Source organism: Rhodococcus sp. 27YEA6, assembly GCF_044908235.1.
Lineage (GTDB): Bacteria > Actinomycetota > Actinomycetes > Mycobacteriales > Mycobacteriaceae > Rhodococcus_F > Rhodococcus_F qingshengii.
On sequence record NZ_JBIYCY010000024.1, the window covers coordinates 1 to 25,739 of the forward strand.

Annotated in this window: 17 protein-coding genes; 7 read left to right on the top strand and 10 right to left on the bottom strand. The window is 60.9% G+C overall.

The features are described 5' to 3' along the window. Nucleotides 1-142: 142 nt before the first annotated feature. The gene (locus ABH939_RS30750) at nt 143-403 is read right to left on the bottom strand and encodes a GlsB/YeaQ/YmgE family stress response membrane protein (RefSeq protein WP_003942027.1); all 261 of its coding nucleotides are present in this window, start codon (nt 401-403) and stop codon (nt 143-145) included. Nucleotides 404-591: 188 nt separating this feature from the next. Between ABH939_RS30750 and dctA the strand changes: the two genes are divergently transcribed. Both dctA and ABH939_RS30760 read left to right on the top strand, forming a co-directional pair. Further along, nucleotides 592-1,989 carry a C4-dicarboxylate transporter DctA gene (gene dctA / locus ABH939_RS30755; RefSeq protein ID WP_404650626.1) on the top strand — a complete coding sequence of 466 codons (1,398 nt, stop codon included), beginning with the start codon at nt 592-594 and terminating at the stop codon, nt 1,987-1,989. A gap of 533 nt (nt 1,990-2,522) precedes the next feature. Further along, a complete protein-coding gene (locus ABH939_RS30760) occupies nt 2,523-3,395 on the top strand; it encodes a glycosyltransferase (protein ID WP_404650628.1) in 873 nt (290 codons plus the stop codon). Here ABH939_RS30760 and ABH939_RS30765 read toward each other — a convergent pair. Further along, nucleotides 3,376-5,238, bottom strand: a complete 1,863-nt coding sequence (locus ABH939_RS30765; RefSeq protein WP_333824160.1) for an acyl-CoA synthetase — start codon at nt 5,236-5,238, stop codon at nt 3,376-3,378. The two genes, ABH939_RS30760 and ABH939_RS30765, sit on opposite strands and share 20 nt — an antisense overlap. After that, the gene (locus ABH939_RS30770; protein ID WP_333824162.1) at nt 5,235-6,104 is read right to left on the bottom strand and encodes a fumarylacetoacetate hydrolase family protein; all 870 of its coding nucleotides are present in this window, start codon (nt 6,102-6,104) and stop codon (nt 5,235-5,237) included. The genes ABH939_RS30765 and ABH939_RS30770 overlap by 4 nt, the downstream gene beginning before the upstream one ends. 104 nt (nt 6,105-6,208) lie before the next feature. Here ABH939_RS30770 and ABH939_RS30775 point away from each other — a divergent pair, with 104 nt between their 5' ends. The 4 genes from ABH939_RS30775 to ABH939_RS30790 all read left to right on the top strand — a co-directional run bounded on the left by ABH939_RS30775 (nt 6,209) and on the right by ABH939_RS30790 (nt 12,554). Further along, nucleotides 6,209-6,781 carry a TetR/AcrR family transcriptional regulator gene (locus ABH939_RS30775; protein ID WP_333824164.1) on the top strand — a complete coding sequence of 191 codons (573 nt, stop codon included), beginning with the start codon at nt 6,209-6,211 and terminating at the stop codon, nt 6,779-6,781. A gap of 102 nt (nt 6,782-6,883) precedes the next feature. Then, entirely contained in the window at nt 6,884-7,399 is a 516-nt protein-coding gene (locus ABH939_RS30780) for a VOC family protein (RefSeq protein WP_064689512.1), read from the top strand. Then, complete coding sequence (locus ABH939_RS30785) at nt 7,396-9,066, top strand: FAD-dependent monooxygenase (protein WP_333824169.1); 1,671 nt, start codon at nt 7,396-7,398, stop codon at nt 9,064-9,066. The genes ABH939_RS30780 and ABH939_RS30785 overlap by 4 nt, the downstream gene beginning before the upstream one ends. Beyond that, nucleotides 9,063-12,554 carry an indolepyruvate ferredoxin oxidoreductase family protein gene (locus ABH939_RS30790; RefSeq protein ID WP_404650630.1) on the top strand — a complete coding sequence of 1,164 codons (3,492 nt, stop codon included), beginning with the start codon at nt 9,063-9,065 and terminating at the stop codon, nt 12,552-12,554. The genes ABH939_RS30785 and ABH939_RS30790 overlap by 4 nt, the downstream gene beginning before the upstream one ends. Nucleotides 12,555-12,604: 50 nt before the next feature. Here the strand turns inward: ABH939_RS30790 and ABH939_RS30795 are convergent, their stop codons facing one another. The 3 genes from ABH939_RS30795 to ABH939_RS30805 all read right to left on the bottom strand — a co-directional run bounded on the left by ABH939_RS30795 (nt 12,605) and on the right by ABH939_RS30805 (nt 17,793). Beyond that, nucleotides 12,605-13,969: a PQQ-binding-like beta-propeller repeat protein gene (locus ABH939_RS30795; RefSeq protein WP_333824173.1), complete on the bottom strand. Its 1,365-nt coding sequence runs from the start codon at nt 13,967-13,969 to the stop codon at nt 12,605-12,607. Then, complete coding sequence (locus ABH939_RS30800; RefSeq protein WP_404650632.1) at nt 13,966-15,363, bottom strand: hypothetical protein; 1,398 nt, start codon at nt 15,361-15,363, stop codon at nt 13,966-13,968. The genes ABH939_RS30795 and ABH939_RS30800 overlap by 4 nt, the downstream gene beginning before the upstream one ends. A gap of 183 nt (nt 15,364-15,546) precedes the next feature. After that, the gene (locus ABH939_RS30805) at nt 15,547-17,793 is read right to left on the bottom strand and encodes an MMPL family transporter (RefSeq protein WP_047268953.1); all 2,247 of its coding nucleotides are present in this window, start codon (nt 17,791-17,793) and stop codon (nt 15,547-15,549) included. A gap of 223 nt (nt 17,794-18,016) precedes the next feature. Here ABH939_RS30805 and ABH939_RS30810 point away from each other — a divergent pair, with 223 nt between their 5' ends. Then, on the top strand, nt 18,017-19,465 hold the full coding sequence (locus tag ABH939_RS30810) for a hypothetical protein (protein ID WP_058227514.1): 1,449 nt from the start codon (nt 18,017-18,019) through the stop codon (nt 19,463-19,465). Nucleotides 19,466-19,520: 55 nt separating this feature from the next. Here the strand turns inward: ABH939_RS30810 and ABH939_RS30815 are convergent, their stop codons facing one another. From ABH939_RS30815 to ABH939_RS30830, 4 genes are all read right to left on the bottom strand, one after another. Beyond that, the gene (locus tag ABH939_RS30815; protein ID WP_003942086.1) at nt 19,521-20,633 is read right to left on the bottom strand and encodes an NDMA-dependent alcohol dehydrogenase; all 1,113 of its coding nucleotides are present in this window, start codon (nt 20,631-20,633) and stop codon (nt 19,521-19,523) included. Between the two features lie 47 nt (nt 20,634-20,680). Then, a complete protein-coding gene (locus ABH939_RS30820; protein ID WP_019744236.1) occupies nt 20,681-22,180 on the bottom strand; it encodes an aldehyde dehydrogenase family protein in 1,500 nt (499 codons plus the stop codon). A gap of 108 nt (nt 22,181-22,288) precedes the next feature. Next, nucleotides 22,289-23,956 (bottom strand): sigma-54-dependent Fis family transcriptional regulator, encoded by a 1,668-nt coding sequence (locus ABH939_RS30825; protein WP_058038111.1) that lies wholly within the window; start codon nt 23,954-23,956, stop codon nt 22,289-22,291. A gap of 4 nt (nt 23,957-23,960) precedes the next feature. Continuing rightward, a complete protein-coding gene (locus tag ABH939_RS30830; protein WP_003941942.1) occupies nt 23,961-25,598 on the bottom strand; it encodes an AMP-binding protein in 1,638 nt (545 codons plus the stop codon). Nucleotides 25,599-25,739 lie beyond the last annotated feature (141 nt).

Sequence of the window (25,739 nt, forward strand, 5' to 3'; positions counted from 1 at the left end):
TCCCCACCGCGTCTCTTCGCCGCCCGCGCCCCCCCCCCCCCCCCCCCCCCCCACACCGGGCCCACCCAAACCCACCAAAAAAACCCCCCCGCCCCCCCCCCCCCGGGGGGGCCCCCCCCACTTCTCGAATTGGGTCGGCTTGCTATTTCTTGCCAGTGACGGCGCTGTAGCCGATCGAGAGCACGGCCGCCGCGGCGATGCTGATGATCCAGCGGATCCAGTCGATTCCACCCGTGTCGCCCTTGTCCGAGATCGCTCCCCAGACCCAGTACCCGATAAGCGCTCCGGCGATACCCAGCACGACGGTCACGATCATGCCGTACTGCTGCTTACCTGGCAGTACGAGACGAGCCAGGATTCCGATGACTGCGCCGAAAATGATGGTTCCGATAATTTGCCCCATGACAGCCCCTCTCACACGTCGTGCATGCACGCGGACGGAAGATCACCGCTCAGGGAAACAATAACCACAGTCACACACAACTGTCGCTTGTTGACCGAATTGTTGTCCGAGATGCAACCTCGACGCGTTACATCCACGACATTCGCGAGTTATTTTTTCGCAATCAAGCGGACCTACCGTTCCCATCCATGCCAACTTCCGTAAAACTGCCGAACAGCGAGCTCGCGCGACTCGCCAACAAGCCGCCCTGGTACCGATCACTGTTCGTGCAATTGATCGCCGCTATCGTCATCGGTGTTCTCATCGGCTGGTTGTGGCCGGAATTCGGCGCGAACCTCAAGCCCCTCGCCGACGGGTTCATCAAGCTGATCAAAATGCTGATCGCGCCGATCATCTTCTGCACCGTTGTGATCGGGATCGCCCACGTCGGGGATCTGAAGGCCGTGGGGCGTATCGGCGTCAAAGCACTCATCTACTTCGAGGTCGTGACCACCTTCGCCCTGTTGTTCGGGCTGCTCATCGGAAATCTGATGAAGCCGGGTGCGGGATTCGACATCGATCCGGAGACGCTGGCGAACGGTGCGGACGCCGTGGCAGCCAAGACCGGAAGTGGCGAACTTCCCCACACCGTCGAATTCCTGCTCAATATCATTCCGGTGTCGATAGTTTCGGCCTTCGCCGAGAACGCACTCCTCCAAGTCCTCTTCTTCGCCGTACTGTTCGGGCTCGCATTGGCCAAGGCGGGTGAGAGTGGACCACCGATCGTGTTCGAACTCGTCGATCGTCTGAGCCATCTGTTCTTCACGATCATCGGCTGGATCATGAGACTGGCGCCGTTGGGCGCTTTGGGCGCGATGGCGCACATCGTCGGTCAGTACGGGATCGCTTCGCTCGGAAGTTACGGAAAGCTGATCGCCGCATGCTATCTCGCCGCCGTCCTGTTCATCCTCATCCTGGCCGCGATAGTCAGGTACTTCGCGGGCGTGAACCTGTGGAAATTCGTCAAGTACATCAAGGACGAACTCTTCCTCGCTTTGGGAACGGCGTCGACCGAAGTAGTTCTGCCCCGAATCATGGTCAAGCTCACCAACGCCGGATGCTCGCGCACTACAACAGGATTGGTGGTGCCTACCGGCTACTCGTTCAATCTCGACGGCGCAACGCTGTACCTGTCGATCTGCATGCTGTTTCTGGCGCAGGCACTCGGCGTGGACCTGACACTCGGTGAACAGATCACTGCCGTCCTGGTTCTGATGCTCACCTCGAAGGGAATGGCCGGCGTGCCGGGATCGTCATTCCTGGCGCTGTCGGCCACCGTGGCCGCAATCGGTCACGGCGCAATTCCCGTCGCCGCAGTCGCTCTCCTACTGGGCGCCGATCGAATCATGGATTCGATGCGGGTGTCGGTGAACCTGCTCGGGAACTGTGTCGCAACCTTCGTGGTCGCCAATTGGGAGGGGCAGCTCGACAAGGAGCGCATGCGCCGAGTGCTCGACGGAGAAGACGTTCCACCGCTCGAGGAAGTCGATCCGATCGCGGGGAAAACCGTTCCGGCACCCGAAACCGAAAGCATCCTGACCCGATAGGTAGGTGCCGGCTGCTGTTTGCACATCGGAAATCGGTGCTGAAGAGTCGCGGGGGGCAGACTTCACTGGAAAATCCAGACCGACAGCTATAAAAGCAAATATTTGCAGATGGCGACAACCCGGCCGACGAGGGACCGTTGAATCTACAAATACGACACTTACGCTGCACCGACTCCACTTCACTGAAAAGCAACTTGCGACATCCAGATATTGCCCGGCGGTTGCCGCAGTGGCGATTCACAATTCAGCGAACGGGCAGCATTATATTTGCCGGAATTAGAAGGACTAAAGTCCGGTGTTCGACCGACAAATAGACTCGAGTGGGTAAAAATCAATCAGTTCCGAAAGGCTTATTCTGCATGCATTTATGCCATGCCAGCTGCACTTATGCTGATAGTTTCCCGCAATAAGCTGTTGCGGGATTGATCATATGGCCCTCGGTTCAAATTGTCCGAATGGTCACCTATTGCTATCGTAACCTTTGCGAAGGACTGGACCCGATTGCCCAGCAAAGGAATACAGTGACCGCATCCATGCAGGATATTGAACACTTGTCCACTAATCGACTTTCGGTGGTTGTTCCGGTATTCAACGAAGAGAACGCGGTTTCCGGCTGCATCGAGCGTCTACTGACCCAGTCGGAAATCGATGAGATTCTGATTGTCGACAACAACTCGACGGATGGTACTGCATCGATCATCCAGGAGTTCGCCGAGAAGTACGACAAAGTCAGATATGTCTTCGAGGCCCGCCAAGGCGTCGTACACGCCCGGAACGCGGGCTTCGACGCCTCGACCGGCAACATCATCGGTCGTATCGACGCGGACACACGGGTACAACCGGGATGGGCAGATGCGGTCAAGGGTTTCTTCCAACGCAGCACCGCTCATTCAGCAGTTGCCGGACTCACCTACCTCTTCGAATCGCCGTTTGCTCGAATCCACCGCTACGCACTGGACAGGCAGGTGAAGCAGGGGAAGTTCGGTTGCGAACGTCAAGTACTCGCTGTCGCCGGAGCGAACATGGCGATCAGAAAAAGCGCATGGTTGTCGGTCCGCGAGCAAGTCAGTGACCGGCCGGACATCCACGAAGATATCGACCTTTCACTGTGCCTTCGGGAGGAAGGGATGACGATCGGTCAGATCGCCGACATGCGAGCAGAAACGTCCGGTCGACGCGGTGAAACCCCTCCGTTGGAGTACCTGAAGTACAACCAAGCATCCGAATCGGTTCTGCACCTTCACAACATCATGAATTGGCGCCTCAAACTGACCATCTGGGGCGACTCGATGCTCCACGCGCTCGTGTGGCCCGTCTACCGCATCTACAACTTCGAGCAGGAGCGCCTGGAGTTCAGGCGCTTGTTCGGCATGTCGAAGGGTCGAATCATGCCGGTTCACCAGTAGCCGATCGAGTTCCGCTACTCACCACAGATTCGAAGTTATAGCGCAGCAGACGGTCTCGCAGCTGATCCGCACGATCGTCCGCCGTGTCCTCAGCGAGGTGCACCGACGCGCGGTCGCCGTCGATGACCGTCCGACCGCGAAGGCCGAGTTCGATCAACTCTGCGTCGACCACCTGCATTGTTGCATCACGAATCAGCGGAACCTTGAACACCTTTCCGACAGCAGTGAGTGGAAGCTCGTCGATTTCATGAATGAAGACCGGAGCTGCCGCCGGTTCCGGCGCGTGGGCTCGAGCCCACGCGAGCAGGGAGTCGGTGTCTCGTGGGGCGTCACCTCTCAGCACGACGTAGGCGACCGGGACCTCTCCGGAATGTGCATGGGGTCGTCCCACCACGGCCACCGCCTCGACGTCCGGGTGCTGCAGGAGGACCTCCTCGACGATTCGCGGATCGATATTGTGCCCGCCCCGGATGATGAGATCTTTCGCCCGCCCGCCGAGGCTCACGAATCCTTGTCCGTCGACAGATCCTCGATCACCGGTCACGAGCCAGCCGTCGAAAACAGATCCCGAGGAATCCAGCCTGACGCCCTGCGAATGGCGTCGCAAATATCCAGGAAAGACACATGGCCCCTTGATCGCAAGGATGCCTACCTCTCCGGCCGAGCAGTCGCGAATCGGTACACCTCCAGCGTCCACGTCGACAGCCTTGACGTGCTGATACGGCAGACGGAGACCGGTGGCGCCGAGAACCCGACCACCCAATGGTTCCAGCACACTGGCGCACGTGGCTTCGGTCAGTCCGTACCCCTCGATCATCGGGACGCCGGTGTTCGACTCGAAATCTCGACGCACTTGGGCTGGCAAGGGTGCCGCGCCGACAATTCCGCATCTCAGCGAGGAGATGTCGACCCCGGTCGGAATCTCTGGGAGGGACGAGAAAACCGTTGGAACGCCGGAGAACAATGACACTTCGAAATGCTCGACGATTCGCCAGAATTCATCGACCGCAGCCCTGTCCCGATAGCCGAGTGGACCGAGAGCCACAATCGTGCCGCCTCCGTAGAGCGGAGCCAAACCGGTGACGTGGACGGCATTGACGTGAAACAACGGAAGACCGGTCAGCACAACAGCATCGACAAACTCTGCGCGCTGCGCGAGCGACCATGCCAACGAGACTTCATTGAGGTGAGTGTGAGCGGCGACTTTAGGAGCACCCGTGGTTCCCCCGGTGTGAAAGTACGCCGCCACATCGGTGATAGTCCGGCGTTCTTCGAACACCAGGTTCGAACCTGATTGGTCGGCACACAACAGATCGAAGTCCCCGGTCGCAATCTCGCTGTCGGGCTGGGGTGGTCCACCGACAGCGAGGACCATACGCAAAGTCGGTACAGCGGCAGCGATGTCGAGCGCCTTCTCCCAGAGCAACCGATCAACGCCCGGGGCCGGGGCCAACAAGATCTCGGCCTCTGTCAGTGTGAAGATGTCGATCAGATGCTCACGCGCGAGCATTGGGTTGACCGGGTTCACGATGCCGAGCGCTTGAGCGCCCCACAGTGCGGCGTACGCGGACCCGGAATTGGGCAACATCACCGCCACTACTCCGCCCAACGGAACCTCCAACGCGGCGAACAGATTCGCGGCTTGGTTCACTCGACTCAGCAACTGCAAGTACGACCAGGAATCCGGCTCGCGCCAAACAGATCCACCCGGCAGCAGGTGCAGGGCGACTTTGTCTGCGTGGCGTTTGGCGGATCGTACGATCAACTCGTAAATACTCGCCGGCAGATTCCGATCAGACAAGGCGACAGATTCGAGTCGCGCCAACTCCTCGAGGGCACTCATCGTGCCGACACCACGGGATTACGCAACACCCCGATACCCTCGATCTCAACCTCAACGACGTCACCCGGCGAGAGGAACCGTCCGCAAAAGATTCCGGCACCGGCGGGCGTCCCGGTGCAGATGACGTCACCGGGTTCGAGCGTCTGAAATGCCGACAGATACGCGATCAATGACGGGATGTCGTGGATGAGATTACCTGTCCGGTCACTTTGGCGTAGTTCACCATTCACGCGGGTGGTAATACGCAAGTCCACTGCGGGTCCGAATTCATCGGCCGTGACAAGGCAGGGGCCGAAGGGCGCAAAGCTGTCGAAGCTCTTGGCGACGCCGATCGATGCAACGGGATCGCCTGCCATGGCTCGCTTCTGGATGTCTCGCGCCGACACATCGTTCACCACGCTCAGGCCGGCGACGTGTGACCACGCATTTTCGATCGACACGTCCTTCGCAACGCTGCCGATGACGACAGCCAATTCCCCCTCGTAGTCCACCTGTGCCGGGGCAATCCTCGGCAGCACGATAGGTGACTGCGCGGCGGTCACCGCAGAGCCCGCGGTGACTTGAAAATTGGGTTCGGTAGGGAGATTGCTGACGGTTTTACCCAACGAAGCGAGCATGTCCAACGCTTCGTCCCCATGCGAGGAATAGTTGAGTCCGACGATCAGCACTTTGCCCGGACGGAGCACGGGCGCCAACAACGCCACTTCGACAAAGTCCACCCGCCGCAGAACCGAAGCAGCATGCGCCGCCTCGATGCCCGGTCCACGAAGCAGCGCCCCGATGTCTTCGAACGGTAAATCGAGCACAGACAGGCACCCAGGTTCGTCTTCGCGAGCAAGTCCGTTGTCGGTACTGAACAATCGCATGATGGCTCCTCGTCGTTGACAGGTAGTGAATGCTCTTAACTCATAGTTAAGAGCATCTCATGACCAAGAGTCAAGAGCGGGCGCGAGCCCATAGACTCGAAGGCATGCCGAAGAATCGACAAGACATACCCAAGGCCGAGCGTCAGGCCGAGGTCGTCGAGTGCGCCCGAGAGCTGTTCGTCACCAACGGATTCAAAGGAACGAGCGTGGCAGCGGTGGGCAGAGCGGCCGGTATTGCACCCGCCGCCGTGCACTGGTACTTCCCCACCAAGGATGATCTGTTCGCAGCAGCGCTCGAACAACTCTTCACGAACGCACGTTTTGCAGTCCAATCCGATCCTGAGATCGCCGGCAACCCTCGCGGCGAGCTTCTGGCACTCCTCGCTGCGATGCAGCCTTACCGCGGCCTACATCGGGAGGCTTACGAGCGCATCGAGTCATCCAGCGCAGTCGGCGAAGCGTACGCGAAGATGCAGAACTGGCTCGACGAACACCTGCTTGCGATCATCGGCAACCAACTTCCTGCCGGCGCCGACACCTCACTGATCGCCGACACTGCCCATGTCCTCTTCGAGGGGCTGCTAATCAGCTCCAGACGACTCGACCGACCTACCAGCGATCTGGTCGACTTGCTGACGGAAGCTCTTGTCGCAGTAGCAAAGACGAAAGCCCTCTGACTTTCGAGGCAAATCTTCACACTCTCTTGACTTCCAATCAAGAACCCGTACCTTCTCTTATATGGCATTCAAGAGAGATGCCCCATACGAGGAGGTTTCGTCATGGCGTCACCCGACAAGCTCGCCCACATCGTCTTCAAAACAGGTCAACTCACGCAGATGACGGAGTGGTACACCCACGTACTCGAAGGCAGTGTCACGTTCGGAAATGACTTTCTTGCCTTCATCACGTACGACGAGGAGCATCATCGAGTCGCATTCATCGCCAGTGGCGCGACCGACAAGCCGGAACCGCATCACAGCGGCCTCCATCATGTTGCGTTCACCTACGCCACACTCGGAGATCTGATCGGCACGTATCGTCGGCTTGCCGCGGACGATGTTCGACCCTTCTGGTGCATCAACCACGGACCGACTACGTCGATGTACTTCGAGGATCCCGACGGCAACCACGTCGAACTGCAGATCGACAACTTCGCCACGGAGGCCGAACTCGACGATTTCTTCCGCTCGGGCGCCTTCGAGGCCAATCCGATCGGTACAGAGTTCGATCCGGACGAACTCGGTCGACGTTTCGACAACGGCGTGCCGTTCGCCGAGCTGGTCAAGCAGTCATGACCGGGCCCGACTCCTCGCCGGTCGTCATCATCGGCGGAGGACCCGTCGGCCTGGCGACGGCCTTGGTTCTCGCCCGCCACGGTGTCCGGAGCATCGTCTGCGAGCAGTACTCCGGAATCAATCCGCACCCGCGCGCCCACGTCGTCAACACCCGTTCGATGGAGTTGTTCAGGACATGGGGCATCGCCGACGCGGTACTGCGCGACGCAGTGGATCCCATGTGGATGATGAACATCTTGTGGAAGAGCACCCTCTCCGGCGAAGAATTCGGCCGCGTGAGCATGCTGGAAGTTCCGGAAGACCAGATTCTTGCTCGCCTGAATTCTTCTCCGGTCACAATCACCTCCTGCGCGCAGGACCGCGTACAAGAGCATCTGCTCGAGGCTGTCCGTGCGACAGGGCTCACCGAGGTCCGATACGACACCACTGTCACGGCAATCGACAACCTGAAACAACAGGTACATCTCACGACCCGGTCGCAGGCCGGTACCGACACTCTCACCGCCCAGTTCGTCGTCGTGGCAGATGGTGCCACGGGCAAGTTCCGCGACTCGCTCGGGATAGGAATGAACGGACAACCCGATCTCGGCCATCAGCTCAACATCTACTTCCATGCAGATCTGTCACCGTGGACCGATCACTCACCCGCGCTTCTCGTCTGGGCGATCAATTCCCTCTCGCCCGGCGTTTTCATCGGAATGGACGGGCACAACCGCTGGACGTTCAACAGGAATTTCGATCCCGCTACCGAGTCGATCGAACAGTTCACACCCGAGCACTGCCGCACGTTGATTCGAGACGCAATCGGAGACCACAGCGTCGATGTCGAGGTCTGCTCGGTGGGGACGTGGACGATGTCGGCGCGAACAGCGACGAATTATCGCAAGGATCGGGTACTGCTGGCAGGCGATGCAGCGCACCAGTTCCCACCTACCGGCGGCCTCGGCATGAACACCGGGCTAGCCGATGCAGACAATCTCGGATGGAAGCTTGCGGCCGTCGTGCAGGGATGGGCTTCTGACGCTCTTCTCGACACGTACGAATCAGACCGCCGGCCCGTCGCCGAATCCAATACAGCGCACAGCGTCCGCAACGCGATTTCCATGGCGCAGAGCGGAATCGGTCCAGGAAGCGCTGATGTGGCTCGTCAACTCGAGAGCCACGACCCGTCGGTGGCTTCGCAGGCCCGCATCAACCTCGGCGTTTCCATTCCGCTGCAGCGCGCGCACTTCGATTGTCTGGCGCAAGAACTCGGCTACGCCTACGACAGTACGTATGACGCTCCGGTCGCCGAGTCTCACGTGCAATCGAATCGAGTAGGCGCCCGGCTCCCTCATGTGTGGATCCAACGCGAAGGATCCCAAATATCGTCGCACGATCTCCTAAAAGTGGGCTTCACCCTGATCGCGGGTCCTGCCGGCACAATGTGGGTGGAGGAGTTGAACCGATCCAGCACTGCGGTCCCACACTCGTCAGTCGTGTTCGGTAGCGATGCACATGCCGACCCTCTGGCACTCGCCACACTTGGCCTGGACGACGATTCGGCGATCCTCATCCGTCCGGACGGCCATATCGCCTGGCGCAGCAACGAGTCCGATGTGCCGTTGACCGTGGGACTCGCGTACGCCGTAGCAGGCGCCCCTACGAGACAGGCGACGCAGGCATGACCGATACTCCCTCCGCCCTGAGTCTCACCGACCGCTACCGTGAGGAGCCTGGACGTCTGCATCTCACCGGAATCCAGGCACTTGCGAGACTCCCCATCGACCTTCGCAGGATCGACCGTCAGGCCGGGCGCGATACGGCCGCTTTCATCTCCGGATATGAAGGTTCCCCTCTTGCGGGCTACGACATGGAACTCGAGCGCAATCGAACACTTCTGGACGAGTTCGACATAGTCTTCCGGCCTGGCGTCAACGAAGAACTGGCGGCCACCGCTGTCCAGGGCACCCAACTCGCTGGGATGCAACCGGACAAGCGTGTCGAGGGAATCATCGGCATCTGGTACGGCAAGTCCCCCGGCCTGGACCGAGCTTCGGATGCGTTCCGCCACAACAACATGATGGGAACACATCCCGAAGGCGGAGCGCTCGCGCTGGTCGGAGACGATCCCGCGGCAAAGTCGTCAACTGTTCCGGGCGCATCCGAGTTACTGCTGGCCGACCTAGGAATCCCGACGCTCTACCCTTCGGACCCACAAGAAGCACTCGATTTCGGGATCCACGGAATCGCGATGTCGAGGGCTTGCGGACTGTGGGTTGCACTGAAGATCGCCACCAACGTTGCCGACGGCTCGGGCACCGTCGACATCGACCCGCAGCGCGTTCAGCCCGTCATTCCGGATCGTGTGGTCGACGGCGCCCCGTACCGCCACGAAGTAACCGCACAGATTCTTCAACCAACCCTCGGAAGGCTCGAGAAAAGCCGTGACGGAGCACGATTGGAGATCGCTCGCCGCTACGCCGCAGACAACGGACTCAATCGCATCACTCACAGCACGCCGAGCGACACGGTCGGCATCATCGCACCGGGTAAAACGTATCTTGATCTACGCCAAGCACTACGAACACTGGGCCTCGACGACGACGAGTTGGCACGGCGTGGCGTTCGCTTGCTTCACCTCGGAATGATCTTCCCTCTCGAACCAACGGTGATCGCAAAGTTCTCGGATGGGCTGAGCCACATCATCGTTGTGGAGGAAAAGCGGCCGATCATCGAAACCGCGGTGAAGGACCTGCTGTACGGCACCGAGAACCCGCCCACCGTCGTCGGCAAGAGGTTGCCGAACGGCCGACCGTTCTTTCCGCTCGACGGCGAACTCGACCCCGACTCCATCACCACCCGTCTGGCGGGTCGACTGATTTCGTTCGGATCGTTCCCGACTGTCGATCGTTGGCTACTGGATTCTCGCCCGTCGAGCGCTCGCATAGAACTCCCGCTACTCGCCCGGACGCCGTACTTCTGCTCGGGATGTCCCCACAACGTATCGACGAAAGCGCCGGAAGGTGCGACAGTTGGTGCCGGAATCGGTTGCCACGGAATGGTATCCCTCATGGATCCGGTGCAGGTGGGATCAGTCATAGGTATGACCCAGATGGGCGGCGAGGGGGCACAGTGGATCGGCATGGCTCCCTTTCTGTCCCGGAAGCATCTCATCCAGAACCTAGGCGACGGGACCTTTCACCACTCCGGCAGTCTCGCCATTCGCGCCTCCATAGCGGCTGGCACGAACATCACTTACAAGATCCTCTACAACTCGGCCGTCGCCATGACCGGAGGACAGCAACCCGGCGGGGTCATGTCGGTTCATGCGATCTGTGCCGCCCTGACAGCCGAGGGAGTTCGGCGCATCATCGTCACTGCCGACGACACCAAACGCTACCGCAAGGCGAAACTACCTCGGAACGTAGAATTCTGGCATCGAGACCGGTTGATCGAAGCGCAGCAAGAACTCGCGAAAATCTCGGGAGTTACGGTTCTGATTCACGATCAGGAATGCGCGACCGAACTGCGACGCAAACGTAAGCGTGGGCTGGTTGCCGAACCGGTGGAGCGTATCGTGATCAACGAGCGTGTTTGCGAAGGCTGCGGTGACTGCGGACAGAAGTCCAATTGCCTCTCCGTTCAACCTGTCGGAACGGAATTCGGGCGCAAGACGCGGATCGATCAGTCGTCGTGCAACAAGGACTACTCATGCCTCGACGGCGACTGCCCATCATTCCTGTCAGTAGTGCCGGGTGCGAAGCCACCAGTGCGTCCATCCTCCGAGTCGCTCGACACCGCCGATCTACCCGAGCCTGAATACGAACTCCCTTCGTCGTACACCGTCCGGATCACCGGAGTGGGAGGCTCCGGTGTGGTCACACTGTCCCAAATCATCAGCACGGCAGCCACACTTGCCGGCAGGCACGTACGCACCCTCGATCAGACTGGCCTCGCGCAGAAAGGAGGTGCGGTTGTCTCGGACGTCAAGTTCACGCTCGACCCACTCGATCAGGGCAGCAAAGCAAGTAACGCGGGGTGCGATCTGTACCTCGGTTGCGATCTGCTCGTCGCAGCCGACGCGAGGTATCTCACGGCCACGAATGCTTTACGCACCACCGCGGTGGTCTCGACCTCCGAGGTTCCTACCGGTCAAATGGTGATCGACACCTCGGTGGACTTCCCCGATGTAACGAAGGTATCGGAGAGGATTTCTAGAGAGGTCGCTCAGCACAGGCTGTTGGACGCGCGAGATCTTGCCGTGCAGCTCCTGGGAGAGGATCAGTTCGCAAACCTCCTGCTGACCGGCGTTGCCTACCAAATCGGAGCACTGCCCGTGTCATTCGAATTCATCGAGGAGGCAATAGCTCTCAACGGGGTCAAGGTCGAATCGAACCTCCGCGCCTTCCGATACGGTCGCCTGTTCGTTGCGGATCCGTCACGATTGAGCGGCAGCCTTCGCTCGGCAACGGGTGCATCGAGACGACAGACACCTGCCGACGATCGATCCGTCGCACTTGCACGCACTGTTACAGCGACGCCAGGCTCTGAACTCGAAAGGGTGATGTCGATACGTGTTCCCGAGCTGGTTGCCTACCAAAGCTTTTCCTATGCAACGAAGTACACCGAGTTCGTCGAGCACGTGCGTGAAATCGAGGCACGCCGCGCCGCAGGTACCGACGAGTTGACGCAGTCCGTTGCCCGCAATCTGTACAAGCTGATGGCATACAAGGACGAGTACGAAGTCGCGAGACTGTCCCTCGATCCCGAGGTCCGGCACACCATTGCTGCTCAATTCGGTCCGGATGCGAAGGTTTCGTATCGCCTTCATCCGCCTGCGCTGCGCGCACCGGGTATGAAGAAGAAGATCGTGCTGGGGCCGTGGTTCACACCGGCATTTCGCGCTCTGGCCGGGATGCGACGCATCAGAGGTACACGCGCCGACCTCTTCGGGATGGCTCACGTGCGAAGAGTCGAACGTGAGCTGATCGTCGAGTATCAGGCACTTATCCGGAAACTGTTGAAAGAACTGACAACTGAAAACCTCCACCTTGCAGTCGAAATAGCTGAACTACCCGATATGGTCCGCGGATATGAGGGCATCAAACTCGCTGCGGTCGAGCGCTATCGCTCGCGGATCGGCGAGTTGAGCCACGGGTTCACTCGAGACTGAATCGTGGCCGGTGTGGTGTGCTGCGACGGACGTGCACGCCACACCGGGTCTCACGAAGATTTCAACGCTGTGATCCTATCTTCACTGGAGCGCAACAGCACCTTGTCCCCCGCCCACAGCTCCCGCGGCATCGCCCAGGGGGTGAACTCGTCGTCCCCGTCCTGGTCCACCTGAACCTCCCAACTACGTTGGCCTGTAAGGACATCCGTTCCGTAGACCTTTCCCTCGTCGATAACGACATCGCCGTGCCAGGCGATCTCCCCGGCGCGCTCAGCGTTCGATCGCCACAGGACCTCCCCGGTGAAGAGGTCCACGAACTGGACCTCGGGCTCGGGACCGGAACGGGTCGCAGCGACCACGTTGCCGATCACCGCCAATGACCGCGCGGAGCCGAACATCTCACTGTTGGTCCACAGCATCTCGCCGGACTTCCGGTCGAAACCGCTGTGTCCCAGAATGATCGGAGTCGATCCTCCTGCGGGATTATCTCGGCTGTATCGCCCGCCGTAGTACGAGGACTCCGAGGGCAGTTCGTCCGTCCTGGCGAACTCGCGCCCGTTCTGATCGAGCGCGTACTCACTTGTCGGATGGCCGTTGCCTTCGCAACCGCCATCCGACACCAATGTCACGCCGTCCGACGATGTGTGCGCGGTCGAGCAGGTGGAGTAACCGTGCACCCAGCGCTGTTCGCCCGTCTTCAGATCGAATCCCAGAGACTCGTCGAGAGTGATCACGCCCAGATCGCCGTGCACCGACATCACCGGATCGACGTATCCGGCTTCCCACGATCCACCGACGTCGAACGCTTTGGACCAGTTCGCTTCCGGATCGTCGACGGTTCCGCTGTGCACGCGAACGTCGTTGCTCTCGATATCACCCTCGAGCGCGAGGACCGTGTCACCCGAGACAACCGCGATGATCGGTGCCCACGGCGTCTTGATGTCTCGACGCTCTCCTGTCTCGATATCGAAAAGTGAGTACGAACCACCGGATACGTACGGCCCGGAGAAACACAGCACCGAACTGCCGAGCAGAGTCTCGGAGCAACCACCGATGTCGACCGCCGACGTGCGCCAACGAACTGTGCCATCTTCGGCGTCCAATCCGACCAATTCTGCGTCATCCAACGAATACGCCTGACGATCCGGCATACCGATCATCGTGACCACGAGTGATCCGGCGTCGATGAATCCGCCCATGTCCATGTTGAATTCGGTTCCAACAAGTGGGCTCCGAAATATCGCGAACTCGCGCCCGAGAATCTCGGAGGCCTCGACGCTCCATAGCGGCGACGAGATCGCTGTCGGTTCGGAACTCGTCGACGTGACCACCGTGGCGATGGCGGCAGTGACGGTGACTACGGCTGCGGCGGCCGCGATCCGAAGGCGCGATTTCGGGGAGAATCTGGTGGTCATCGAATCTCCAGGCCTTCGGTCATCGCGAGAAACTCCAACTGCTCGAACGTCATCGGCACGTTCGGTGCCTCCGCCGACGAGCTCACCGTTACTCGCGTCCCACCGGGACGGGTAACGACTACCGATCTGTGGACCTTCTCCCCCTGACTCTCATCACGTTCGATTACGGATCCATCTTCAGTGGTCTCCATCGAGAGCGGGTGTCCGTCGTACGAAGGGTCGTACTTGTTCGGAGGTGCGGGAAGCGGTTGTCCGCTGGTGATCGAGATACTCAGACGCGACTCGTTGCTTCCCGACCGTGCAACAAGAACCTGGCACGTGGTGGTGTCGTCGTATTCGGCCAGAACCAGATCACCCAGCCGGCTGCCGAGGTCAGGCGCTTCTGGCGGTGCTGCGCGCCAACCCGATCGGAGCGCTTCACCGAGCGCCTCGACGATTCCTCGATCCAGTTCCCTCCCTGATGACTCGTCCGTCCAACCGCCACAATCAGTCTCAAGCGGGGCAGCCCCCGGCGGAGCAGGCGTCGTGATTCGCAGTTGCGGCAGGCTGACCAGAGAAACCAGTTCGTCGATGGTCAGTGGAAGCGCGCCGCTTGCCTGAACCTCGGCGCCGACTCGATCGGCAGTGTCATCGAGATAGGCGTGAACTCGTGTGCCATCGATACCGTAAAGGAACGCCGAACGAGAAAGAGTGCGTTGTCCGTTGATTTCACTCCACGAGTCCTGCACGTCCACAACTGAACCATCCGCGAGTGAGCGACGTTCGACGAGAGAACCGGCAATGCACGGAGGAACCGGCGCCTTACTGCTGTTGACCGAGACCGACAGTCCACCACTGGCCTCGCCTCGAAGTATTGTCGCCGACGCATCAGTGGACGCCAGATCCTCGATCGTCCATCCCTCGGACAACTCGTCCGAGGTCGACGGTGCCGAGATCGGACCGAACTGGAGTGATCGGCTCGGACTGGCGAACTTGATCTCGACGCCGTCCGGAATCGCATCGGCGACCGCATCCGACATCGATACAGCTTTGGCGCCGGAAAACCACGGAAAACGTGGGTCGTCGTACGCGTCGTCGCCACCTGTCGATGTGAAGATCGAGATTCCGTGTTCGTCGTCCGGCACTTCGACGCTTTCACAACCCGGAATCGTGGTCGGGTACACCGCGCTCGGCGTGACGTACGAGAATTCAGGCAGGTCCTCCGGCGCCATCTCTTCCGGTGTGGACGTTATGCTGATCGACGAAGTCGCAGCTACCGAGATGTCATCGGACGGCGAACTGCTCCACCGATCCACCAGCCCGGCAACCACTGTCCCACCGGCGATCAGGGAGACGACCGTCAGCGCGAAGGTCCACTTCTCCGCCCGCTTCGAATCGGTTTGCTCCTTCGACACGTACCCTCGCAGTCACCGTCACGGCTCGCCCCCGATGCGCGTCGCCTCTGGAATTCCTGTCGCGATCACAGCAATTTCTGTTACCAACCGGATGGTTTCCTATCGCGCGGGCTCCGTATGAACACAGAAGAACGGGGTGCCAGTTGCTGTGCAACCGGCACCCCGTTCTGACTGCCTGAGTGCTTACACCCTCACAGGCACCTGATTCGGGTCTGGATCGGAATCCGGATCCTGCTCGATCGGAATCCGTCGAATCGCTTCACCCTCGATGTCGACGTTCGGCAGGATCTTGTCGAGCCACGCCGGCAACTTCCATGCCGAATCACCGAGAATCGACATGACCGCAGGGATCACGATCATGCGGATGATGAAGGCGTCGAAGAAGACTGCAGCCGCGAGGCCGAAGCCCATCATCTTGCTTGTCGTCTCCGAGGACAGCATGAATGCGCCGAACACGGAGATCATGATGATGGCCGCCGACGCGACCACGCGAGCACCATGGGTGTAGCCGGAGATGATGGCGTCCTTGGCCGACAATCCGTGCACGTATTCCTCGCGCATTCGCGTCACGAGGAACACTTGATAGTCCATCGCCAACCCGAAGACCACACCGATCATGAAGATCGGCAGGAACGAGATGATGGGTTGTGTGTGCTCGATCAGCCCGAAGTCGCCCTCCTGGAAGATGGCCACCGTGGCGCCGAAGGTCGCACAGACGGAAAACAGGAATCCGAGAGTTGCGGTCAGCGGCACCAGGATCGAGCGGAAGACGACCATCATGATGATGAACGCCAGCCCCACAACCACGATGAGATACGGGATGAGCGCGGAACTGAGCTTCGACGACATGTCGGCTACGATCGCGGTTTGCCCCGCTACACCGAGTTCTGCGCCTTCCGATTTCACCGTCGATCCGTAATCCCGGATCTGATTCATCAGCTCGTGAGTTTCGGGGCCGCTCGGTGACATCTGCGGGGTGACCGCGATGAGCGCAGAGTTGGCGCCCGCCATCGGGTTTGCCGCGTCGGGTCCGTTTCCGACCCACATCAACTGATCCGGAGTTGCGACGTTGTCGAGGCCCTTGATGTGCGCGACAGTGCCTTCGGCAATCGCGGTGATATCGGTGCCGTCAGGCGCGTCGAGCACGACGAACAATTCGCCATTGACGCCTTCACCGAACCCGCGTTGCAGCAGGGCAAGTGCCGGCCGCTCTTCGTCCTGAGTGAACGAGAGTCCGAGTTCGAGCTTCGTCATCGGAATAGCCGCGATCACCAGAAGCACCAGCGCAGCACCCGCGATCGGCCACGGGTACTTGGTGACTATCTTGGCCCAGCGATGTCCGTTGGATTCCATCGTCTCGGGCTCGTCACCGTGGCGAAGCCCGGGGATACGAGGCGAGAACGCGAATCTGCCGAAGATACCCAGGACAGCCGGGATCAACGTGATTGCGCCGAGGACGGCGATGATGACGGCAACCGCTGCAGAGATTCCCATCTGGGTGATCATCGGAACCCCGACCACCGCCAGGGCTGCCAGCGCGACCACAACCGTCAGGCCGGCGAAGACGACGGACGAACCGGCAGTACCCACTGCGCGCCCGGCAGCGGCTTCCCTCGTTCCGCCCAAATTGAGCTCACTGCGGTAACGCGAAACGATGAACAACGCGTAGTCGATCGAGACTGCGATGCCGATCATCGTGACGATTCCCGTGACGCCTTCGTTGATGTCGAAGAAGCCCGAACCGAGGGTGACAGTCAGAGTGGCCAGCGCAATTCCCAGAATTGCGGTGAACAGCGGAATAAAGGCCGCAATGAGCGCGCCGAACGCCACGATCATCACGATGAACGCCACCGCGAAGCCGAGCATCTCCGACAGACCACCTGCGGCCTGTACCTGCATCATCGAACCGGTGCCTTCGACTTGCAGGCCACCGGTGCGGAATTTTGCCATCAAGTCGAGGAACGCCGTCTTGTTGGCCTGTGTCTGATCCTCGATGCGAATCGACTGATTGAGCTGGATCAGCCCGACCTTGCCGTTGTCGCCGAGAACGGCCGACGCCACCGCCGGATTTGCCTCCGCGAGGGTCACCGGATTGACGATCTTCTCGGGATCGACGATATCCGGCAACGTCTTCGCCTGCGCGATCAACTGGTCGATCTGATCGCTGTGTGCGGCAAGTCCGTCGTCTGCCGCGATGAGAATGCTGGTCGACGCCTGAGTTTGTTGCTCTGCTGCCGCTGCAAAGTTCTCGTTCATCAACTCGGTCGCACGTTGGGAATCAGTGCCCGGAAGATTGAATTCTTTGGAGAACGTCGGATTTGTGGCGCTGATTGCGCCCCCCACCACCGCGATCACGATAATCCACGCGGCCACCACAAGATACTTGTGGCGGAAAGCAAACTTCCCCAACCTGTAAAGATACGTAGCCAACGTAGGCCTCTCTCGCCGTGGACTGGTCTGTCCGAAGGACACGGAGTCTTTCGGTGCCAGGGACATACGGTACGGACCGATCGGCCTGTTGGCACCCGGTATATCTGCGAAAACGGCATATCCGACGCGCCTTCGTCCCGTTTTCAGACCGCTCGGTACCGTGGACACGACACGGGCAGGCGCCTCGCCAGAGCAGACGCCACGTAGTACGAAAGGCAATCCCATGAATCACGGCCAGGCCGTCGATCGCGATCTCCTCCTTGCCGGCCAACAGCGACTCGACGCGCTGGGCCCACGATTGACGGGCTCTCCTGCACACCACGAGGTGGTGGAAGAAGTCGCGAACGAACTGACCGAACTGGGCCTCGACGTCCGGCGTGATTCACACACTTTCGAACGCTGGGATCTGCCGGCGACACCTGACGGACTTCGCATCGAATTGCCGACGGGACCGATCAGAGTTTCGTCCGCATTCCCCTACTCCGGATTGACCGGGCCACAGGGAATCTCCGCTCCCCTGGTCTACGTCAGCGCGCGACGCCCCAAGTGGTCGGCGGCCAAGGGCGCGATCGCAGTGATCGAGGTCCCGCACATCGATCTCCCCCGCAAGCTACTGGTCAGCGAGTGGGGCCCGATCGCCACCGACGAGACACTTCGAAATCCGGTTCTCTCCGCAACACTTCTGGGCCCGAAGCTCGACAAGGCCCGCAAGGCCGGTGTCCTCGGCGTGATCGCGGTGTGGCGTGACATCGCTCCGGACAACGCACTGGGACAATATCTTCCGTTCACGCAGCCATATCACGACATCCCCGCCGTCTGGGTGGCCGGCGACGAGGGCGCGAAGGTTGTCGCTGCAGCTCGCTCCGGTCAGCTGGCGACTCTGGTACTGGATGCGACTCTCCATCCGGACACCCGGACCGACACGGTGTGGGCGGTGTCCCCCGGAACCTCACCCGAAGAGACGATTCTGCTCATCACTCACAGCGACGGAACCAACGGTGTCGAGGAGAACGGCCATCTGGGAATGTTGGCGTTGGCGCGGCACGCCGTGGCGCAGCCGCATCGACGGTCGTACGTTTTTGTCCTGACGACTGGCCACCTTCGTATTCCAGCGGTGTCCAAGCACGGACAGGCAACGTCCACCTGGCTCGAAGCGCACCCCGAGATGTGGAAGGGCGAAGCCGGTCAGGCGCGCGCCGTAGCGGGGATCGCCATCGAGCACCTCGGCGCACTGGGTGATACCGAGGACAACTCGACCGGCGGCTATGCCTTGGAGACCACTCCGGAACCGGAACTGCTCTACGCGACGAGTCGGGAAGTGCACGACATCGTTGCACCGCTGTGGCGCGACATTGGAGCGGGCGATCGCCGAATCGTGGCGCCAGGACCGGTCATTCATTTCGGTGAGGGCGAACCACTGTTCGAGCGGAAGATCCCGGCGGTCGCCTTGGTGACGGCGCCGCAGTACCTGCTCGCTCTGCGCGAAGCCGACGCCGTCACGCACGTCGATCTGGACGCGATGATCAAGCAGATCGAAAGCTTTCGGGATCTGCTCGACGCCTTCGACGCAACCGACACCGCGGCTTTCGGTCCGGTGGTCTCGCGCTCGGTGTTCGCGAAGTTCTCGGCGCTACTTCAGTTGATGCAGATTTTGTCGAAAGCCAAGAAATAGTGCTGTGCGCCTTTATTAACCGCGGGCGGTTAATAAAGGCGCACAGCACTTGGGGTTACTTGTCGTGAATGATCACGCCACGGATGTTCTTGCCGTCACGTAGATCCTGGTAGCCCTTGTTGACGTCTTCGAGGCTGTAGGTGTTGGTGATCAGTTCGTCGAGCTTGAGCTGACCGGCATCGTAGAGACGCAGCAGTCGCACGATGTCGTACTGCGGATTCATGGACCCGAACAACGTGCCCTTGATCGTCTTCTGATTCAGCGTCAGGTCGGTACCCGACACGTGAACGGTCAGCTTGGCGGGGTCGGCGAGTCCCGTGATCACCACGGTGCCACCCTTGCCGATCACTGCCGTCGCTGCACTGACCACGTCCTCGTCGACGGTGCCGACAAGGATGAGCGCAGCGTCGGCACCCTGTCCCCACGTCAGCTCGTTGACCTTGGCAGCAGCGCTCTCGGCGTCTGCAAAGGCATGGGTTGCACCGAACTTCAGTGCGGTCTCACGCTTGAGAGCAACCGGATCGACCACAACGACGTACTTGCAGCCGGCCGAAACGGCGCCCTGGACGGCGTTGATGCCGAGACCACCGATGCCGTAGATCACCGCGGTGTCACCGGCGCGAAGGTTACCGGCATTTACTGCCGTTCCCCAACCCGAAGGCACGCCGCAGCCGACGACCACCGCTGTCTCCAAGGGAAGCCAGTCGTCGATCTTGACTACCGAGTGCTGAGAAATGGTGGCGCGCTCGGAGAACGTTCCCAACATGCACATTCCGCCGAAATCCATTCCGTTGCCGTGGAAACGGAAGGAACCGTCGGGCATCGAGCCTTCGAGGATGGTGGCACCCATGTCGCAGAGGTTCTGGCGACCGGTCGAGCAGTAGCGACAGGTGCCGCAGTTGGGGATGAAGCTACACACGACATGGTCGCCCGGCTTGACCTTCGTGACGCCTGGGCCGACCTCTTCGATGATGCCCGAGCCTTCGTGTCCGCCGACGATCGGGTAACGCGGCGGGAGATCACCGTCGGTCAGGTGCAGATCCGAATGGCACAGTCCGGCAGCGGTGTACTTGATCAGTACCTCACCCACACCCGGGCCGTCGAGGTCGAGTTCCATGATCTCGAAAGGCTTTCCGGGCTCGAGCAGTACAGCAGCTTTGGTCTTCACTGGTGATCTCCTTGATTGTCGGACGAGAGAATGAGCGATGGGGTCGGTCAGAGAGCGATGTTGACGGCCTTGGTCTGGGTGTAGAGATCGATAGCCGAAGCGCCGAGCTCGCGGCCCCAGCCGGACTGCTTGTATCCACCGAAGGGCATTGCAGTGTCGAAGCCGTTGTACTGGTTAATCCACACCGAACCGGCCTTCAAGCGCTTCGCCGTGCGGTGAGCCTTGGAAATGTCCCGGGTCCAGATGCCGGCGGCCAAGCCGTAGATGGAATCGTTTGCGGCAGTAATCGGTCCGTCGTCCGCATTGAACGGCAGCGCCGCCACGACGGGTCCGAAGATCTCCTCCTGAACGATGGAGAATTCGGGCTTGACGTCAACGAAGACGGTCGGCTCGACGAAGTAGCCCTGATCGCCCCAGCGGTTGCCGCCCGTCAGTGCACGTGCGCCGTCGGCGATTCCCTCACGCAGGTAGCCGGTCACCTTGTCGAACTGCTCCTGCGAGACCAGCGGTCCGAGCTGGGTGGTGGGATCGAGGCCGGGTCCGATCTTGACCTGGCTCGCTGCGTGCGCGACGGCCTCGGTGAACTTCTCGAAGATGGTGTCCTCGACGTACAGACGAGTACCCGCAACGCAGCACTGTCCGTGGTTGAACAGCCACGCGTTGAGGGAACCCTCCACCGCGGAATCGAAATCGGCGTCGGCGAACACGATATTGGGGCTCTTGCCACCGAGCTCGAGCGTAACCTTCTTCAGATTGCCCTTGGCAGCGTCGACGATCTTCTTACCCACCTCGGTGGAACCGGTGAACGCAACCTTGTCCACGTCGTCGTGGCCGGACAGAGCAGCACCTGCATCGCCGAAGCCGGGAACGATGTTGACGACGCCGGGCGGGAAGCCGGCTTCTTCGAAGACCTCCGCGAGAAGCAGTGCGGTGAGCGGGGTCTGCTCGGCGGGCTTGAGGATCACCGTGTTGCCGGCGGCGAGCGCGGGGGCGAGCTTCCACGACGACATCAGCAGCGGGAAGTTCCACGGCACGATCAGTCCACAGACGCCGATCGCCTCACGCAGGGTGTAGGCGTGGAACTCGCCGCCCGGAGAGAAGGGCATCGACACGTTGACGGTGCTGCCTTCGATCTTGGTGGCCCAACCCGCGTAGTAGCGGAAAACGTCTGCGGCCCAAGCCACGTCGACGGCGGTGGCGATGGCAACGGACTTGCCGTTGTCGAGAGCTTCGAGCTGACCGAATTCCTCGGCACGAGCACTGAGAATGTCGCCGACGCGCCAGATCATCCGCTCGCGCTCGTTTGCCTTCATACGTGACCAGGGGCCGTCCTCGAAAGCCGTTCGAGCGGCACGTACCGCGCGGTCGATGTCTTCGGCCTGACCGTGTGCCACGTCTGCGAGCTTCTGTCCGTCAGCCGGGTTGTACGTCGCGAAGGTCTGACCCGAAGCGGCGTCGACGAATTCGCCGCCGATGTAGAGCTTCTTCGGTCCGTTCAGGAAACCCTGTACCGCGGAACTGATGGTGTGTTCGGCTACTGCCGTCATCGGAAACTCCCCTGAAGTAGTGAGGTGCGAATGTGATGCACGCCATACTTCCGCGCTTCCGGGGGTGCTAACTGTCCGAACTTTGTACAACTGAAGTCGGACAGCAAACTACACAGTGATGTCGAGCGCCCGCATCCGTGTGTAGAGAGTGCTTCGGCTGATTCCGAGTTGCGCCGACGCGTGAACCTTGTTGCCGCCGCAGTCTTTCAACGCTCCGATGATCGCCTGGCGCTCGGCTTTCTCCCGCCCTGCCAACCGCGACACCTTGGTCGTGGTGCGATAGTCCTCGGGCAGATCAGCGACGTCGATGCGATTGCTCGAGCGTTCATCCGAGGCGCGATTCAACACGACGCGCAATTCGGCCAGGTTGCCCGGCCAGTTGGCCGCCGCGAGTGCTTCGGCAGCGCTGGCGGTCAATCTCAGTTCTGGTGAGATCCCCTCCAACATGACTTGTGCCAACTCGGCGATCTCAGCCTGTCGCTCGCGCAGTGGGGTGATGACAACCCGGGAGGCGCATCGTGAGAGCAGCGCGGCGATGGTCGGCGGAAGATCAACTGCCGCTCCGCTGGTCAGTACGATTTTCGGCCCCTCGGCGCTGGCGTCGATCAGGTCTGCGACCAGCGGCAACACCGAGTCAGGAAGGAGTTGTACCTGTTCGATCACGACCACGCCCGAACGCTTACGGGATGCTCGCACGAGATCGGTGACCCACTGCTCACGGCCGTCGAACGCGATTCGCGTGGCATCGAGCCAACTCGCATCGACACTGCCGACTACGTCCGATGCTGCCGAGGTTCGGCCGGATCCCGCTTCACCCGAGATCGCCACGGCGGCAGAGGTTGCCCGCGCCCGCATCAGGTCGCGCCGCAGTCGTTCGCCGGGAGACGGTGCCCGCTCGTGCGTTCTGCGGATCGGTGCCCGTTCCCGTTGGAGTGGTTCGACCAGGAAGAGCGCACCACCGTCAGCCCCGGAAATCCGGTCGGCTTGAACTCGCGCCAGCGCGCCGGACGCCAATTCGACTGTCACCAATCGTGATTGGTCCGGATTCAGGTCGGCAATCAAGGAACGGAGCGATACATGGTCTGCGGTGTCGAGCAGATCCAAAGCGGTTCGGTTGCTCAGCAGGATGTCGTCGCCGATGGCCGCGACGGCAATGTGGCGCTGATGTGAAACTCGCTGGAATGCGTCGACCAGCCGCTGCTCCGATGCTTTCGAGCCTTCGAGCAGCCGTTTCTCGATGTCCGCTGCAGCACGCGCAAGGAAGGGCGCGAACAGTGGGTTGGCCTGCGAGACAACGCCGGTCATGTCGAGAATGCCTTCGACACGACGTGTGACGGGATGCAGGATCGGCTGTCCGTAGCAGCTCAAACCCTTGAGGCTGTCGAGGAAATGCTCGTCACCGTGGATCACCACGCTTCGTCCGACCTCGAGGGGCGTACCGAGCGCGTTGGTGCCGGCGTGCTCTTCACCGAAGCGTGAACCGTTGACGACACCCAACCGCTCGATCGTTCGCTCGACGCGACTGTCGGAGTACACCGAAGCGACCACGCGGCATTCGCGATCAGCAAGCAGCACGCAGAAACCGGTGCCCGCGATCTGTTGCGAAACTTCGTCGAGCACGGGTGCGGCGGCCCGGAGCAGACGAGACTCACCGTCCTGCTCCTCGGTGTCCACGGCGATGGCCGACGACGGGTCGAGGCCACTGAGTCGAGAACGCTTCCAGGAGAGCGCGATCTCGGGGCGTACCGGCTCACGCTCCCCTGGGTTCGCGGACATACTCTCAGGCCTGACCGATCAATTCGATCGCCTGTTCTCGCATCGCGATCTTGCGGACCTTGCCCGTAACTGTCATCGGGAACTCGTCGACGACATGGACGTACCGCGGAATCTTGTAGTGCGCGAGCTTGCCGGTGCAGAACGCGCGGACCGAATCGGCGTCGAGATCGTCTGCACCTTCGCGCATCTGGACCCACACCATCAATTCCTCGCCGTACTTTGCGTCGGGTACACCGATGACCTGCGCATCGAGAATGTCGGGGTGGGTGTAGAGAAACTCCTCGATCTCACGCGGATAGACGTTCTCGCCACCGCGGATGACCATGTCCTTGATGCGTCCCGTGATGGCGACGTATCCGGCCTCGTCCATGACTCCGATGTCTCCGGTGTGCATCCACCGGGCAGCGTCGATCGCCTCGGCGGTCTTCTCCGGGTTCTCCCAGTATCCGAGCATGACCGAGTAACCACGCGTGCACAGTTCACCCGGCTCGCCACGGGGCACCGTCAATCCGGTTGCCGGATCAACGATCTTGATCTCGAGATGCGGCCCTACCCGTCCGACCGTTTCGGTGCGCTGCTCGATCGAATCGTCCGAGCGGGTCTGCAACGACACCGGCGAGGTCTCCGTCATGCCGTAGCAGATGGACACCTCCGACATGCCCATGCGATCGATGACCTGCTTCATCACCTCGACCGGGCAGGGCGAGCCCGCCATGATGCCGGTGCGAAGGGACGACAGATCGAAGCTGTCGAAGTCCGGCAACGCCAACTCCGCGATGAACATCGTCGGAACGCCGTAGAGGGACGTGCACTTTTCGGCCTGAACGGCTTCGAGCGAAGCACGCGGATCGAAAGCCGGACCCGGAATGACCATGGCAGCACCATGACTGGTGCACGCAAGGTTGCCCATCACCATGCCGAAGCAGTGGTAGAACGGCACCGGGATGCACACCCGATCGACCTCGCTGTAGTGGCACAACTCGCCGACGAAATAGCCGTTGTTGAGGATGTTGTGGTGACTGAGCGTCGCGCCCTTCGGGAAACCGGTAGTACCCGAGGTGTATTGGATGTTGATCGCGTCGTCGGCCGACAACGCGGCCTGGGCTGCGGCGAGCGGAGCCGGATCGCTTGCCTGCGCCGCCAAGCCGTCTGCAAGCACCGCGTCCCACTCGGGTGAACCGAGCAGGAGCACCGACGTCAGATCCGGGCACTGCGGCCGCACCGTCTCGATCATCGACGCGTAGTCCGAGGTCTTGAAGCTGGCCGCAGACACCAGCGTCGAGATCCCGGCCTGCTCGAGTACGTACTGCAACTCGTGCGAGCGGTACGCCGGATTGATGTTGACCAGGATCGCGCCGATCTTTGCCGTCGCGTATTGCGTGAACGTCCATTCCGGACAGTTGGGAGCCCAGATTCCTACCCGATCGCCCTTCCCCACACCACGGGAAAGTAGTCCGGCAGCGAGCCCGTTCACCTGCTCGGCGAACTCCCGGTACGTCCATCGTCGACCGCTGGCGTGGTCGATCAACGCATCGCGGTCGCCGTGTGCGGCAACCGTGCGATCGAGGTTGTCTCCGATGGTGTCGCCCAGCATCGGACCGTCCCATACTCCGGACGTATAGCTGGGCAGCGGCGTACTCATGTGTTCTGTCCTCTCCGGTTACCTGTTCAGGCACCTATGAGAGGGGCCGCCGCAGCGGACCCTCTCATCTACGAATTTACTCGATTCGGTGTGATGCACGACATACTTCCCGGTGCGGGGTGGCCGTAACTGTTCAGAGTC

Excerpts from the sequence above, each read along its gene's own strand:
- dctA (WP_404650626.1), top strand. The coding sequence starts at position 592 with ATGCCAACTTCCGTAAAACTGCCGAACAGCGAGCTCGCGCGACTCGCC.
- ABH939_RS30775 (WP_333824164.1), top strand. The coding sequence starts at position 6,209 with ATGCCGAAGAATCGACAAGACATACCCAAGGCCGAGCGTCAGGCCGAG.
- ABH939_RS30795 (WP_333824173.1), bottom strand. The coding sequence starts at position 13,969 with ATGACCACCAGATTCTCCCCGAAATCGCGCCTTCGGATCGCGGCCGCC.
- ABH939_RS30770 (WP_333824162.1), bottom strand. The coding sequence starts at position 6,104 with ATGCGATTGTTCAGTACCGACAACGGACTTGCTCGCGAAGACGAACCT.
- ABH939_RS30750 (WP_003942027.1), bottom strand. The coding sequence starts at position 403 with ATGGGGCAAATTATCGGAACCATCATTTTCGGCGCAGTCATCGGAATC.
- ABH939_RS30765 (WP_333824160.1), bottom strand. The coding sequence starts at position 5,238 with ATGAGTGCCCTCGAGGAGTTGGCGCGACTCGAATCTGTCGCCTTGTCT.
- ABH939_RS30760 (WP_404650628.1), top strand. The coding sequence starts at position 2,523 with ATGCAGGATATTGAACACTTGTCCACTAATCGACTTTCGGTGGTTGTT.
- ABH939_RS30810 (WP_058227514.1), top strand. The coding sequence starts at position 18,017 with ATGAATCACGGCCAGGCCGTCGATCGCGATCTCCTCCTTGCCGGCCAA.
- ABH939_RS30780 (WP_064689512.1), top strand. The coding sequence starts at position 6,884 with ATGGCGTCACCCGACAAGCTCGCCCACATCGTCTTCAAAACAGGTCAA.
- ABH939_RS30820 (WP_019744236.1), bottom strand. The coding sequence starts at position 22,180 with ATGACGGCAGTAGCCGAACACACCATCAGTTCCGCGGTACAGGGTTTC.
- ABH939_RS30830 (WP_003941942.1), bottom strand. The coding sequence starts at position 25,598 with ATGAGTACGCCGCTGCCCAGCTATACGTCCGGAGTATGGGACGGTCCG.
- ABH939_RS30790 (WP_404650630.1), top strand. The coding sequence starts at position 9,063 with ATGACCGATACTCCCTCCGCCCTGAGTCTCACCGACCGCTACCGTGAG.
- ABH939_RS30785 (WP_333824169.1), top strand. The coding sequence starts at position 7,396 with ATGACCGGGCCCGACTCCTCGCCGGTCGTCATCATCGGCGGAGGACCC.
- ABH939_RS30825 (WP_058038111.1), bottom strand. The coding sequence starts at position 23,956 with ATGTCCGCGAACCCAGGGGAGCGTGAGCCGGTACGCCCCGAGATCGCG.